Raw genomic sequence first — 12,979 nt, forward strand, 5'->3', positions numbered from 1 at the left:
ATGGCAACGCTTGAAATCCGCGACCTGCACGTCTCCGTCGAGGCCGACAACGCCACGAAGGAGATCCTCAAGGGCGTCGACCTGACCGTGAAGCAGGGCGAGACCCACGCCATCATGGGCCCCAACGGGTCCGGCAAGTCCACCCTCGCGTACTCCCTCGCGGGTCACCCCAAGTACACGATCACCCGTGGTTCGGTGACTCTGGACGGCGAGGACGTCCTGGAGATGACCGTCGACGAGCGCGCCCGCGCCGGTCTGTTCCTCGCGATGCAGTACCCGGTCGAGATCCCCGGTGTCTCGGTCTCCAACTTCCTGCGTACCTCCGCCACCGCCGTCCGCGGCGAGGCGCCCAAGCTGCGTACCTGGGTGAAGGAGGTCAAGGAGACGATGTCCCAGCTCCAGATGGACCCGGCGTTCGCCGAGCGCAACGTCAACGAGGGCTTCTCCGGCGGTGAGAAGAAGCGCCACGAGATCCTTCAGCTGGAGCTCCTCAAGCCGAAGGTCGCGATCCTCGACGAGACCGACTCCGGTCTGGACGTCGACGCCCTGCGCATCGTCTCCGAGGGTGTCAACCGGGTCCGCGAGTCCGGCGAGGTCGGCACCCTGCTGATCACGCACTACACGCGGATCCTCCGCTACATCAAGCCCGACTTCGTGCACGTTTTCGCCAACGGCCGCATCGCCGAGTCCGGCGGCGCCGAGCTCGCCGACAAGCTGGAGAACGAGGGCTACGAGGCATATGTGAAGGGTGGCGCTTCCGCGTGACACAGCTGCCGGGCCTGCTCGACACCGAGGCGATCCGCAAGGACTTCCCCCTGCTGGATCGTACGGTCCACGACGGGAAGAAGATCGTTTACCTGGACAGTGCGGCGACCTCGCAGAAGCCGCGCCAGGTGCTTGACGCCCTCAACGAGTACTACGAGCGGCACAACGCCAATGTGCACCGCGGTGTGTACACGGTCGCGGAGGAGGCCACGGCGCTGTACGAGGGCGCCCGTGACAAGATCGCCGCGTTCATCAACGCGCCCAGCCGCAACGAGGTGATCTTCACCAAGAACGCCTCCGAGTCGCTCAACCTCGTGGCCAACATGCTCGGCTGGGCCGATGAGCCCTACCGGGTGGACCACGACACCGAGATCGTCACCACGGAGATGGAGCACCACTCCAACATCGTGCCGTGGCAGCTGCTGTCGCAGCGCACCGGCGCGAAGCTGAAGTGGTTCGGCATCACCGACGACGGCCGCCTCGACCTGTCCAACATCGACGAGATCATCACGGAGAAGACGAAGATCGTCACCTTCACCCTGGTCTCGAACATCATGGGCACGATCAACCCGGTCGAGAAGATCATCCGCCGTGCCCAGCAGGTCGGCGCGCTGGTCTGCATCGATGCCTCGCAGGCCGCCCCGCACATGGTGCTCGACGTGCAGGCGCTCCAGGCGGACTTCGTGGCCTTCACCGGTCACAAGATGGTCGGCCCGACCGGCATCGGCGTGCTCTGGGGACGGCAGGAGCTCCTGGAGGACCTGCCGCCGTTCCTCGGTGGCGGCGAGATGATCGAGACCGTGTCGATGCACTCGTCGACGTACGCCCCCGCGCCGCACAAGTTCGAGGCCGGTACGCCCCCGATCGCCCAGGCCGTCGGCCTCGGCGCGGCCGTGGACTACCTCTCGGCGATCGGCATGGAGAAGATCTACCAGCACGAGCACGCGATCACCGAGTACGCGGTGAAGCGGCTCCTGGAGGTCCCGGACCTCAGGATCATCGGTCCTGCGACGGCCGAGGACCGCGGCGCCACGATCTCCTTCACGCTCGGCGACATCCACCCCCACGACGTGGGCCAGGTACTCGACGAGCAGGGCATCGCGGTCCGGGTCGGACACCACTGCGCACGGCCGGTCTGCCTGCGGTTCGGAATTCCTGCGACGACGCGAGCGTCTTTCTATCTGTACTCCACGCCCTCCGAGGTCGACGCCCTGGTGGACGGTCTGGAACACGTACGGAACTTTTTCGGTTAATAGGCACAGCGGCTGAGGGTTGACTGGTGAAGCTTGATTCCATGTACCAGGAAGTGATCCTGGACCACTACAAGCACCCCCACGGGCGCGGCCTGCGGGACGGCGACGCCGAGGTGCACCACGTCAACCCGACGTGCGGCGACGAGATCACTCTCCGGGTGAAGTACGACGGCGAGACCATCACCGATGTGTCGTACGAGGGTCAGGGCTGCTCCATCAGCCAGGCCAGCGCATCCGTGCTGAACGACCTGTTGGTCGGCAAGGAGCTGGGCGAGGCGCAGAAGATCCAGGAGACCTTCCTGGAACTGATGCAGTCGAAGGGCCAGCTGGAGCCGGACGACGCGATGGAGGAGGTACTGGAGGACGCGGTCGCGTTCGCCGGTGTCTCGAAGTACCCGGCCCGGGTCAAGTGCGCGCTACTGAGCTGGATGGCGTGGAAGGACGCGACGGCGAAAGCGCTGTCCGAAGGGAAGACGGCATGAGCGAGAACACGGTGACACCCGACGAGGGCCTGACGACCAAGCCGGCCTCCGAGGAGGAGGTCCGCGAGGCCCTGTACGACGTCGTCGACCCCGAGCTGGGCATCGACGTCGTCAACCTGGGCCTGATCTACGGCATCCACATCGATGACGCCAACATCGCCACCCTCGACATGACCCTGACGTCCGCGGCCTGCCCGCTGACCGATGTGATCGAGGACCAGGCGAAGTCCGCGACCGACGGCATCGTCAGCGAGCTGCGGATCAACTGGGTCTGGATGCCGCCGTGGGGCCCGGACAAGATCACGGACGACGGGCGCGAGCAGCTGCGCGCGCTCGGCTTCAACGTCTGAGCCATTTGCACCGCCGAACGGCCCCTGGCTTCTGCCGGGGGCCGTTCGGCGTTGTTCGTCTGCTGTACGCCTGATGTGTCACCGCCGTTGGCGCGGGAACCGCAACCTACTCCTCGACATCACGCCGACGAGAGGCACGCTGTGCTGCATCAGCTTTCGCTCCAGAACCGCCGGGCGGCCGCCGCCGCGTGCGGTGTTCTCGTGCTGGCCGCTCTGGGGGTCAACACCCCCGCACACGCCGCGAGTTATGGAACGCCGACGATCGGGCTCTCGGTCTCCTACCTCTCCGGAGCCGTCGGTTCGACCGGCGACCCCGTGGTCACCGTCACCGTCGCGCAGAGCGGTGCCGATGTCACCGCGCTCGGTGTGGCGGCTTCCGCCAGCTCCAAGCCGTCCGTCGCCGGAACCGGTGATGTGACCGTGACGGGGACCGGTGCCACCCGGCAGCTCGCGGTCGCCGCGCACGCGCGCGGCTACACGGACCTCACGATCAAGGTCACCGGGCTCGGCGGCAAGACCGCCACCAAGACGCTGCACTACGCAGCGTCCGCCGCCGTGCGGAACTCCGCAGAAACGCGCTACCTCACCGGGTCCTCGGACGCCTCGGCCGCCGTCGACGTCGGCGGCGGGTACGCGGTCGTGGCCGATGACGAGTCCAACACGCTGCGGCTGTACAGCCGTTCGGCATCCGGTGCGCCCGTGAGGAGCTGGGACGTCGGCTCGGCGCTCGGGGCGGACAAGGAGATCGACATCGAGGGTGCGGCCCGGGTCGGGAACACCATCTACTGGACCGGTTCGCTCGGCAACAACAAGGACGGTGAGTACAAGTCCGACCGCAACACCGTCTTCACCACGACGGTGACCGGGTCGGGGGCCGCCACCCGGCTGACGGTGGGCGGTTCGTACAGCAAGCTCCGTGACGACCTCGTCGCCTGGGACAGGGCGAACGGCAACCGGTACGGCTTCGCCGCGGGTACGGCGGACGGTGAAGCGCCCAAGCAGATCGACGGGTTCAACATCGAGGGCCTGGAGTTCGCGCCCGGCTCGACGACCACCGCGTACCTCGGCTTCCGGGCGCCTCTCGTGCCGCCGAAGGAAGGGGGCAAGGCCCTGATCGTGCCTGTCACCAACTTCGACAGGGTGGCCGGCAGCGGGGCGAAGGCGGTCATCGGTACGCCGATCGAGCTGGACCTCGGCGGGCTCAGCATCCGGGACATCCGCAAGAACGCCGCCGATCAGTATCTGATCGTGGCAGGTTCCTGGGCGGCCGACGACAACTCCGACCCGTACGCCCTCTACACATGGGACGGTGTCGCCGCGCACGCGCCGGTCAAGCGGGCCGATCTGCCGACCGTCGACCCGGGCGGCTGGGAGGCCGTCGTCGACGTTCCGGACCTGACGGTTCCGGGCGCCCGGGCACAGCTGATCACGGACGCCGGATCGGCCGATCTGTACGGGGACGGCACGGAGGCGAAGGACCTCGACCGCGCCGAGTGGAAGAAGTCCCGGGCGGTCTGGTTCACCGTCGGCGGCTGACGCGACGGGCGGCTTCGCGATTCGAGTGGTGAACGGCCGTGCCTGCCGGGCAGACCGGCGGGCACGGCCGTTTCCTTTTACGGCATCGTCGTCGACGCCCACGATCTTCCGTCGCTCGCCCGCTTCTGGTGCCAAGTGCTCGACTGGGAGGTGCTCTTCGAGGCCGACGACGAAATCGTCATCGGCGCCGACAAGTCCGCGGTTCCCGGTATCACCTTCGTCCCCGTGCCGGAGAAGAAGACGGTCAAGAACCGGCTGCACATCGACCTCGCCCCCGATGACCAGGCCGTCGAGGTCGAGCGCATCATCGGGCTCGGGGCACGGCGGGTCGACATCGGGCAGCGCGCGGATGTGAGCCGGGTGCTGCCGGCGGACCCCGAGGGGAACGAGTTCTGTGTGCTCACCCCGAAGAACTCGCTCATCGACTGAGCGGCCCTAGGGGCCGTACTGCGGCGGTACGGCCGCCGCCCCGGCGAGGACCGGGCCCAGGTTCTCCGTACGCATGCGCCGGTCGACGTAGAGGAGCCCGGTCACCAGCTGCGGGAACGTCGCCGAGACGAGCTGACCGATCAGCTGTCCCAGCAGGAGGATCACCACATAGCCGCTCATCGCGAAGACGATCGACGCGGGGTTCGGGTCGTCGTCCAGGGTCGCGCCCCCGATCACCCCGGAGAACATGCCGAGGAACGAGAACGGGATCTGGATGATGTAGTTCGCAGCCGCCGCCATGGCGAAGGCCAGCAGGCTGATCCCGAAGATCCGCCACCAGTCGCCGCGCACCAGCTGCGACGAGCGGCGCAGTGCCGCCACAGGGCGCTGCCCCTCGAAGACCACGGCCGAAGGGGCCAGGCTGAATTTCACCCAGAGCCAGGCCGCCACGGGCGCGGTGGCCAGGGCGCCCAGGAAGCCGAGCGAGGTCCACACCGCGGTGCCGGCCCCGTCCGCCAGTGTGATCGCGCCGATCATGAGGGCGAGGAAGCCGATCACCGCCAGCACCACCGGGATCATCGCGATCAGAGCCGTCAGGATCACCGTTCCGATCAACGCCGGCACGCGGGCCCAGGCCCGGCGCCAGATGACGGAGAAGGTCGTCGGCCTGCCCAGTACGGCCTCCTGCAGGACCGCGGGAACGGCGGCGTACATCATGGCTGTGCTGATCATGAGTGAGACCATGGCGACCAGCCAGACGGCGCCGAGGGCGATCAGTACCGGTGTGAGGTCGGTCGACGACGGATCCTCCTCGGCGCTGAGCGAGATGAGCCGCCGCAGATGGTCACTGACGGCGGAGTACGCGATCAGGGCCGCCGCCCCCACGACCACCAGCGCCCCGCCGTACACGGCCACACCGATGCCGAACAGCTGCTTCCAGTAACGCCCCATCGTGCTGAAGGCGCCGCCGAGTATGTCCCCGAGCTTCAGAGGTGCCAGCGGTATCACCCCGGGCTTCGGCGGCGGCATCCAGCCACCCCATCCCGGTGGCCCTCCGTACGGTGCTCCGCCGTACGGCGGACCGCCGCCCCACCCTGCATCCTGCGCCACTGCTGCTCCGTTGTGTTGTCGTCCTGTGTGCCGGTCGGGACACCGTAGCGTCCCGGATGGCGCAAAGCTGCCGTACTGTGGTGCGAACAGCGATGCGTACACTCGTACACATGGGATATGGACTGCTCGCCGCGGCGATCGCGGCGGAAGTGGCCGGCACGACGGCCATGAAATACAGCGAGGGCTTCACCCGGCTCTGGCCCTCCCTCATCACCGTCGCGGGCTATCTCATAGCCTTCACGCTGCTCGCCCAGACGTTGAAGACGCTGTCGATGGGCACCGCCTATGCCATCTGGGCCGGGATCGGGACCGCCGCGGTCGCCGCCATCGGCATCCTCTTCATGGGGGAGTCCGGCAATCCGGTCAAGCTGGCGGGCATAGCGCTGGTCATCGCCGGAGTGGTGGTGCTGAATCTGGGAGGGGCCCACTGATGACACGCCGTTACGACCCCGAGCGGCGCGGACGCATCATCGATGCCGCGATCCGGGTGGTCGGCGCCAAGGGCATCGCGGGGCTCAGCCACCGCTCCGTCGCGGCCGAGGCCGATGTGCCGCTCGGCTCGACGACGTATCACTTCGCGTCGCTGGACGAGCTGTTGATCGCGGCCCTGCGCCGGTCGAACGAGAACTTCGCCGAGGTCATGCGGGAGTGCGAGGCCCTGACCGACCCGGCCGCCGACCTCGCCGGGGAACTGGCCGGGCTGCTGGGGGAGTACTTCTCCGGTGGGCGCGGGCGGGCGGAGCTGGAGTACGAGCTGTACCTCGCAGCCCTCCGCAGACCCGCGTTGCGGCCCGTCGCCGCCGAATGGACGGACGGCACGGCCGAGTTGCTGTCCCGGCGGACCGATCCGGCCACGGCGAGGGCGCTGATCGCGCTCATGGACGGGATCTGTCTGCAGGTGCTGCTCACCGGCGGGGAGTACGACGAGGCGTACGCGCGGGAGATGCTGGGGCGCGTCGCCGGCTGATGGCTCCGGCCTCAAGCCCGACGGCTTCGGTTTCCGGGCCGCTCCGGCCGCAAGTGCCCCTCACTCGCCGGCCGGACCTGCCCTTCGGATCGCGGTCAGCGCCGCCCGCACGCTCGCCTCGATGTCCGTGATCGGGTACAACGCCTCGCGGATCGTCCGGTACCCGTCCACCACCAGCGTCAGCCGCTTCAGCCGGCTGGTCCCCGCCGCACGGAATGTCGGCAGTCGCAGCGCCGCCGTCAGCTCCAGCTCCGCGTCGGACAGCAGCGGAAAACGCAGCCGCTCCGCGTCCGCGAACGCCCGCTGCTCGTCCGGGCGTTGGGTGGACACCCCGTGCACGGTCGCACCCGCCGCCGTGAACTCGGCCAACTGGTCGCGGTACGTGCAGGATTCGAGGGTGCAGCCGCTCGCACCCGGGATCTCGGACCAGCCCGGCGGATAGGCGTCCCGGCGGGCGTAGGCGCTGGGGAAGCAGTACAGGACGGTGTACGGGGTGTCGGCGACCGGGTCGCGCAACACGCCGTCGTAGTCCAGCAGTTGCAGCTCGGGCAGGCGTGTGCCCACCAGGGCCTGCACCCGGGCCGCCTCCTTCGACGCCTCCGTGGCCGTTGCCATCATCTCCCCGTCTCCCATCACCCAGGTGTCGCCCCAGTCCTGGAGCGCGATCAGTACGGGCAGCAGTGCGCGTCCACGCCGGGTGAGCCGGTACTCGTACCGGGGTGGCCGGTCCTGGTACGGCTCCCGGGACAGCACTCCCGCGTCGACCAGCAGTCGCAGCCGCTCGGTCAGCACCTTGCGGGACACGCCCAGCTCCTCCTGGAGCGCGTCGAAGCGGTGCACCCCGCGCGCCGTGTCCCGCACGATCAGCAGGGTCCACCAGTCGCCGACGACATCGAGCGCCTGGGCGATCGCGCAGTCGGCGCCGGCCAGGCTGGTGCGCTGGGGCATGGGCTCCTCCGTCGGTCTCCCGGCCTGTCTTACCTGATTGACCTGTAGGAAAGCATGATGCCATAGTCCGTTCCCAAGAGAGACTCACTTGGGAGGGCGCTGCGGATGAGGTTCTCCGGGATCGTGCGGGACGTACCGCGCACGGTACGGCTGCTGGCCTTCGGTTCCTTTCTCAACGGAGTCGTCAGCTTCACTTTCGTCTATCTCTTCATCTATCTGACCGGCCCGCGCGGACTGACCGGCCCGCAAGCCGGAGTGATCGCTGGTGTCGGCGGCATCGGCCAGGTGCCGGCGCCGCCGATCGGCGGCGCCCTCTGCGCTGCCGCGCCGGGACTGCTCTGGCCGGCCTGCGCGGTACTGGCGGGTGGTGCGGGGGGTGGCGGTGCCGGCGGTGCGGCGGCTGCGCGGGCCGGTGCGCGAGGAAGCTCCCGCACCGGCACCCGAACGGCAGGCGCAGCCCGGCTGACCGGGTGGTCGTGCGCTCCCGGGGACCGCGCGCGACCATCCGGCGAGACCGGTTGGCTCCGGCGGCGCCTCGCCGGTTAGGTTCGTGTCATGACCGACACGACTCCTGCTCGCACCACCGGCGCCGTCGCCGCTGGCCTCGCCACCATCGCCGGCGACGGTTCCGTTCTCGACACCTGGTTCCCCGCCCCCGAGCTCACCGCCGAGCCCGGCCCGGCCGGAACCGAACGGCTCACCCCCGACCAGGCCGTCAGCCTCCTCGGCGAGGGCGCCGCCAAGGCCATCGGCGTGGACGCCCGCCGCGGTGTCGAGATCGTCGCCGTACGTACGGTCATCGCCTCGCTCGACGACAAGCCGCTCGACGCGCACGACGCGTACCTGCGCCTGCATCTCCTCTCGCACCGCCTCGTCCAGCCGCACGGTCAGAACCTGGACGGCCTCTTCGGCCTCCTCACCAACGTCGCCTGGACCTCGCTCGGCCCGGTCGCCGTCGACGACGTGGAGAAGGTGCGGCTGAACGCCCGCGCCGAGGGCCTGCACCTCCAGGTCACCTCGGTCGACAAGTTCCCCCGGATGACGGACTACGTCGCGCCGAAGGGCGTCCGGATCGCCGACGCCGACCGGGTCAGGCTCGGCGCGCACCTCGCCTCCGGTACCACCGTCATGCACGAGGGCTTCGTCAACTTCAACGCGGGCACCCTCGGCACGTCGATGGTCGAGGGCCGGATCTCCGCCGGTGTCGTCGTCGGCAACGGCTCCGACATCGGCGGCGGCGCCTCCACCATGGGCACCCTCTCCGGCGGCGGCAAGGAGCGCATCGTCATCGGCGAGCGCTGCCTGATCGGCGCCGAGGCCGGTGTCGGGATCGCGCTCGGCGACGAGTGCGTCGTCGAGGCAGGGCTCTACATCACGGCCGGCAGCCGCATCACGCTGCCGGACGGCCAGATCGTCAAGGCCCGTGAGCTCTCCGGCGCCTCGAACATCCTCTTCCGCCGCAACTCGGTCACCGGTGCCGTCGAGGCCCGCCCGAACAACGCGGTCTGGGGCGGCCTCAACGACATCCTGCACAGCCACAACTAGCTCGTGGCGGCGAGGAGTTCCTCGTACGCCCTCCGCAGCCCGTCGGCCGCCTCGCGCCCGGCGGGCTGCAGCGGTTCCCGGACCGGTCCGGCGTCGAGCAGCGCCTTCGCCGTGACCGTGCCGGGCAGTCCGGACGCCATCATCAGCTCGGCGAGCGGTACGGTCAGCCGGTTGAGCCGGGCGGCCTCCGCGGTGTCCCCGGCGTCGAAGGCGTCCAGGACCGCCCTCAGCTGCCGGGGCACGACATTGGCGACCGTGCTGACATAGCCCGCCGCGCCCACCGCGTACAACGGCAGATTCAGCTCCTCGCAGCCCGAGTAGTACGCCAGCGAGGTCGCGCCGATCACCTTCGTGGAGCCGAGCAGGTCGTACGCGCAGTCCTTCACGGCCACGATGCGCGGGTGCTCCGCGAGCCTCAGCAGGGTCTCCGGCTCGATGCGCGTGCCGGTGCGGCCGGGGATGTCGTACAGCATCAACGGAAGGCCGGTCGCGTCGGCGACGCGGCGAAAGTGCGCCTCGACGGCGGCCTGCGGCGGTCGGCTGTAGTACGGCGTCACCACCAACAGGCCGTCCGCGCCCGCCTGTTCGGCCTGTTGGGCGAGGGCCACGGTGTGCCGGGTGTCCGAGCTGCCGACCCCGGCGACGATCGGCACGCCGTCGCCGACCGACGCCCTGACCGCCCGCAGCAGTGCGGTCTTCTCGGCGTCGGTGGTGGTCGGGGACTCGCCGGTGGTGCCGCTGAGCACCAGACCGTCGCAGCCGTCGGCGACCAGCGAGGCGGCATGCTTCCGGGCGGCGTCCTGGTCCAACGCGCCGGAAGCGGTGAACGGCGTGATCATCGCGCAGAGCGCGCGGCCGAAGGGGGCTGCAGGTGCTGTCATCCCCGAAGTGTCGGTGGCCGAACCATGAAGGTCCACTTAGTTCTTCTTGGGGTGAAGAGGAAGAAATGCTCAACAATTGCGGGAGGGGGCTCCGTGCTCTGGCATGATCGAACGCCTATGCGGCAGACCGACACGGGGGCGGGGTCATGAGCGTGCGGGAACCGAAACGGGCGAGGGCCGGGAGACGGCGGCCGACGGCGGCCGTGCTCATGGCCGGGGCGCTGGGCCTGTCACTCTCGGGATGCGCCGGGTTTCTCGTGCCGGCGGGCGAGGGCGAGCCGGAGCCCACCCCGAGCGCCTCGTACGGGGTGCACGCCGACAAGCTGCCGTCACCGTTTCCCAGCATCTCCGCCGCGCTCCCCGACCGGCCGCCGCCTCCGTCGGCGCAGGGGCCCGCCCCCACGCCCACCACGGGCGCCGGCTGCCCGTCCTCCGGAGTCGTCGTCGACATGGGCGAGGTCGAGGCCGCGCTGGGCCACCGCGCCGTCGGCCTCACCCTCGCCAACTGCGGCAGCAAGCCGTACCGCGTCGACGGGTATCCGTCCGTCCGGGCCCTGGACGACGCCGGTGACCCGCTGCCGGTACCGGTGAATCCGGGCTCCTCCTACATGGGGAGCGACCCGGGCCCGAAGGAGGTCATGCTGAAGCCGGGAGAGACGATGCGGTCGCTCCTCGCCTGGGTCTCCACCCCGACCGGGGGCGACCTCATCGAGGGCGACGCGCTGGAGATCGCACCGGCCCCCGGCCTGGAAGCGCGCACCTTCCCGCTGGAGGGAAGCGACGTACGGCTGCTCGACGAGCTGAACATGACCGCCTGGCGGACCGAACCGTCCCGGTAGCCCGGCGAAAAGGGAATCGAAAAGGAAATCAGAGAGCGAGCTTGAAGCCTTCGTGGCTGCGGGCGAAGCCCAGCGACTCGTAGAACCGGTGCGCGTTTGTGCGCCGTTTGTTGCTGGTCAGCTGCATCAGCCCGCACCCGCGCAGCCGGGCCCGGTCGACGGCCTGCTTCATCAGCTCCCGGCCCAGTCCGCCGCCCCGACGGTCGGCCCTGATCCGTACCGCCTCGATCAGCGCTCGCTCCTCGCCGTGCTTGCCGAGCCCCGGTATGTAGGTCACCTGCAGGCAGCCCAGGACGGTGTCGCCGTCGACCAGCACGAGCATCTCGTTGCGCGGGTCGCTCTCGATGGCGGCGAAGGCCTTCTCGTACGCGTCGTCGACCACGACCGAGGCCGGGTCGACGACCCGCTCCTCGTCTTCGAGGAGGGCAAGAACTGCAGGCAGGTCGGCACGGGTGGCGGTGCGAAGGATCACGCCGCGGAGTCTGGCACGGGCGCCGGAGCGCTCAGTGCCCGGGCACCGGTGCGGCCGCGCAGCCGGCCGGCACGGTGTGCGTGACCCAGGGGGCCCGCGCCGCCGGCTCCGTCCCGTCCAGGAACGGGATGCCGTCGACGTTCCCTGGAGCCGGCGGGGTCAGCGGCGCGCCATGTAGAGGGCGAAGGCCTTGTGGAGCATCTTGTTGATCGGGTGGTCCCACTCGCCGATGTACTCGGCTGCCCGGCCGCCGGTGCCGACCTTGAAGCGCAGCAGGCCCAGGAGATGGTTGCTCTCGTCCAGGGTGTCGGTGATGCCGCGCAGGTCGTAGACGGCCGCGCCCCTCTCGTGCGCGTCGCTCATCATGCGCCACTGGATGGCGTTGTTCGGCTGGACCTCGCGCTTGCGGCCGGTCGAGGCGCCGTAGGAGTACCAGACGTGGTTCCCGACGGTCAGCATCGTCGCCGCGGCGAGCGTTTCGCCGTCGTGATGGGCGAGATAGAGCCGCATCCGGTCGGGGTCCTCGGTCCGCAGCGCGGTCCACATGCGCTGGAAGTAGACGAGCGGGCGGGGGATGAAGCGGTCGCGCTCGGCCGTCTCGCGGTACAAATCGTAGAAGGCCGGAAGGTCCTCGTAGCCGCCCTCGACGACCTTGACACCCGCCTTCTCCGCCTTCTTGATGTTGCGCCGCCACTGCTGGTTCAGATTGCTCCGGATCTCCTCCAGCGACTGCCCGGCGAACGGCACCTGGAAGACGTACCGGGGCTGTCCGGCGCTGAAACCGTCCTCGCCGCCCTCCTCGCTCTGCTGCCAGCCCAGTCGGCGCAGCTGCTCCACGACCTGGGCGGCCTGCGGCTCGTTCACATCCGCCTCCACGTCGCGCAGCCGTCCGGTGGCCGGGTCGGCGATGGCGTCCTTGATGGTCCCGGCGTCCCAGCGCCGGGCGACCACCGGTGGGCCCATGCGCACCGAGAACGCACGCTGCTCCTTCAGGTGCGCCAGCATCGGATCCAGCCACCGGCTCAGAGCGGCGTCGTGCCAGTCGATGACGGGGCCCTCCGGCAGATAGGCCAGATAGCGCCGCACCCGGGGGATCGGCCGGTAGAGGACGAGCCCGGATCCGACGATCCGTTCCGGGCCGGTGCCGTCCCGGTCGAACCAGCCGATGCTCTCCGCGCGCCAGTCGGGCTTCACATCGCCCCACGACGGAACCTGCATATGGCTCACGGCGGGCCGGCTCGCGACGAACGCCAGATGCTCCTCGCGGGTGATCGCCTTGAGACGCAGCTTCATGCGGTTCTCCGTTCGTTGTCCTGGCGATGGCCTGACGGCGTCAACGGGGGAGTGTTGTTGACCTCAAGCGCACTTGACGTACCAGTGTGGTCGGCAGCGGCGCACCGCA

16 protein-coding genes are annotated in these 12,979 nt (G+C 69.5%); 11 read left to right on the forward strand and 5 right to left on the reverse strand.

Features of this window, described 5'->3' with window-relative positions; translation table 11 throughout:
• The 6 genes from sufC to IEZ15_RS14885 all read left to right on the forward strand — a co-directional run bounded on the left by sufC (position 1) and on the right by IEZ15_RS14885 (position 4,815).
• Positions 1 to 765 (forward strand): Fe-S cluster assembly ATPase SufC, encoded by a 765-nt coding sequence (gene sufC, locus IEZ15_RS14860; RefSeq protein ID WP_189277164.1) that lies wholly within the window; start codon positions 1 to 3, stop codon positions 763 to 765.
• Positions 762 to 2,018 carry a cysteine desulfurase gene (locus IEZ15_RS14865; protein WP_189277165.1) on the forward strand — a complete coding sequence of 419 codons (1,257 nt, stop codon included), beginning with the start codon at positions 762 to 764 and terminating at the stop codon, positions 2,016 to 2,018. Before sufC ends, IEZ15_RS14865 begins: the two co-directional genes overlap by 4 nt.
• 26 nt (positions 2,019 to 2,044) lie before the next feature.
• Positions 2,045 to 2,500: a Fe-S cluster assembly sulfur transfer protein SufU gene (sufU, locus tag IEZ15_RS14870; protein WP_114243911.1), complete on the forward strand. Its 456-nt coding sequence runs from the start codon at positions 2,045 to 2,047 to the stop codon at positions 2,498 to 2,500.
• Positions 2,497 to 2,850 (forward strand): metal-sulfur cluster assembly factor, encoded by a 354-nt coding sequence (locus IEZ15_RS14875; protein ID WP_093899505.1) that lies wholly within the window; start codon positions 2,497 to 2,499, stop codon positions 2,848 to 2,850. Before sufU ends, IEZ15_RS14875 begins: the two co-directional genes overlap by 4 nt.
• Before the next feature lie 141 nt (positions 2,851 to 2,991).
• On the forward strand, positions 2,992 to 4,386 hold the full coding sequence (locus tag IEZ15_RS14880) for a hypothetical protein (RefSeq protein WP_189277167.1): 1,395 nt from the start codon (positions 2,992 to 2,994) through the stop codon (positions 4,384 to 4,386).
• 42 nt (positions 4,387 to 4,428) lie between these two features.
• Entirely contained in the window at positions 4,429 to 4,815 is a 387-nt protein-coding gene (locus IEZ15_RS14885; protein ID WP_189277327.1) for a VOC family protein, read from the forward strand.
• A gap of 6 nt (positions 4,816 to 4,821) precedes the next feature.
• On the opposite strand, the gene IEZ15_RS14890 is transcribed toward IEZ15_RS14885, so the two are convergent.
• Positions 4,822 to 5,844, reverse strand: coding sequence for a DUF7847 domain-containing protein (locus IEZ15_RS14890; protein ID WP_189277169.1), 1,023 nt, complete (start codon positions 5,842 to 5,844; stop codon positions 4,822 to 4,824).
• Between the two features lie 191 nt (positions 5,845 to 6,035).
• Here IEZ15_RS14890 and IEZ15_RS14895 point away from each other — a divergent pair, with 191 nt between their 5' ends.
• Positions 6,036 to 6,356: a DMT family transporter gene (locus tag IEZ15_RS14895; protein ID WP_093899538.1), complete on the forward strand. Its 321-nt coding sequence runs from the start codon at positions 6,036 to 6,038 to the stop codon at positions 6,354 to 6,356.
• A complete protein-coding gene (locus tag IEZ15_RS14900) occupies positions 6,356 to 6,892 on the forward strand; it encodes a TetR/AcrR family transcriptional regulator (RefSeq protein ID WP_189277171.1) in 537 nt (178 codons plus the stop codon). The genes IEZ15_RS14895 and IEZ15_RS14900 overlap by 1 nt, the downstream gene beginning before the upstream one ends.
• A 60-nt stretch (positions 6,893 to 6,952) precedes the next feature.
• Here IEZ15_RS14900 and IEZ15_RS14905 read toward each other — a convergent pair whose 3' ends face one another.
• Positions 6,953 to 7,840 carry a winged helix-turn-helix transcriptional regulator gene (locus IEZ15_RS14905; RefSeq protein WP_189277173.1) on the reverse strand — a complete coding sequence of 296 codons (888 nt, stop codon included), beginning with the start codon at positions 7,838 to 7,840 and terminating at the stop codon, positions 6,953 to 6,955.
• Between the two features lie 105 nt (positions 7,841 to 7,945).
• Here IEZ15_RS14905 and IEZ15_RS47035 point away from each other — a divergent pair, with 105 nt between their 5' ends.
• Positions 7,946 to 8,386: a hypothetical protein gene (locus tag IEZ15_RS47035; RefSeq protein ID WP_373302565.1), complete on the forward strand. Its 441-nt coding sequence runs from the start codon at positions 7,946 to 7,948 to the stop codon at positions 8,384 to 8,386.
• A 9-nt stretch (positions 8,387 to 8,395) separates the two neighbouring features.
• Positions 8,396 to 9,385, forward strand: coding sequence for a 2,3,4,5-tetrahydropyridine-2,6-dicarboxylate N-succinyltransferase (gene dapD, locus IEZ15_RS14915; RefSeq protein WP_114243905.1), 990 nt, complete (start codon positions 8,396 to 8,398; stop codon positions 9,383 to 9,385).
• On the opposite strand, the gene dapA is transcribed toward dapD, so the two are convergent.
• Positions 9,382 to 10,266, reverse strand: coding sequence for a 4-hydroxy-tetrahydrodipicolinate synthase (gene dapA / locus IEZ15_RS14920; RefSeq protein WP_189277176.1), 885 nt, complete (start codon positions 10,264 to 10,266; stop codon positions 9,382 to 9,384). The genes dapD and dapA overlap by 4 nt on opposite strands.
• A gap of 146 nt (positions 10,267 to 10,412) precedes the next feature.
• On the opposite strand from dapA, the gene IEZ15_RS14925 reads away from it, so the two are divergent.
• Positions 10,413 to 11,105, forward strand: a complete 693-nt coding sequence (locus tag IEZ15_RS14925) for a DUF4232 domain-containing protein (protein WP_189277178.1) — start codon at positions 10,413 to 10,415, stop codon at positions 11,103 to 11,105.
• 28 nt (positions 11,106 to 11,133) lie between these two features.
• Here the strand turns inward: IEZ15_RS14925 and IEZ15_RS14930 are convergent, their stop codons facing one another.
• Together IEZ15_RS14930 and IEZ15_RS14935 are read right to left on the reverse strand one after the other, a co-directional pair.
• A complete protein-coding gene (locus tag IEZ15_RS14930; RefSeq protein ID WP_189277180.1) occupies positions 11,134 to 11,577 on the reverse strand; it encodes a GNAT family N-acetyltransferase in 444 nt (147 codons plus the stop codon).
• Positions 11,578 to 11,736: 159 nt separating this feature from the next.
• Positions 11,737 to 12,870, reverse strand: a complete 1,134-nt coding sequence (locus tag IEZ15_RS14935; protein WP_189277182.1) for a lipid II:glycine glycyltransferase FemX — start codon at positions 12,868 to 12,870, stop codon at positions 11,737 to 11,739.
• Positions 12,871 to 12,979: the final 109 nt, after the last annotated feature.

The sequence above is a fragment of the Streptomyces atratus genome, assembly GCF_014648655.1.
Classification (GTDB): domain Bacteria; phylum Actinomycetota; class Actinomycetes; order Streptomycetales; family Streptomycetaceae; genus Streptomyces; species Streptomyces atratus.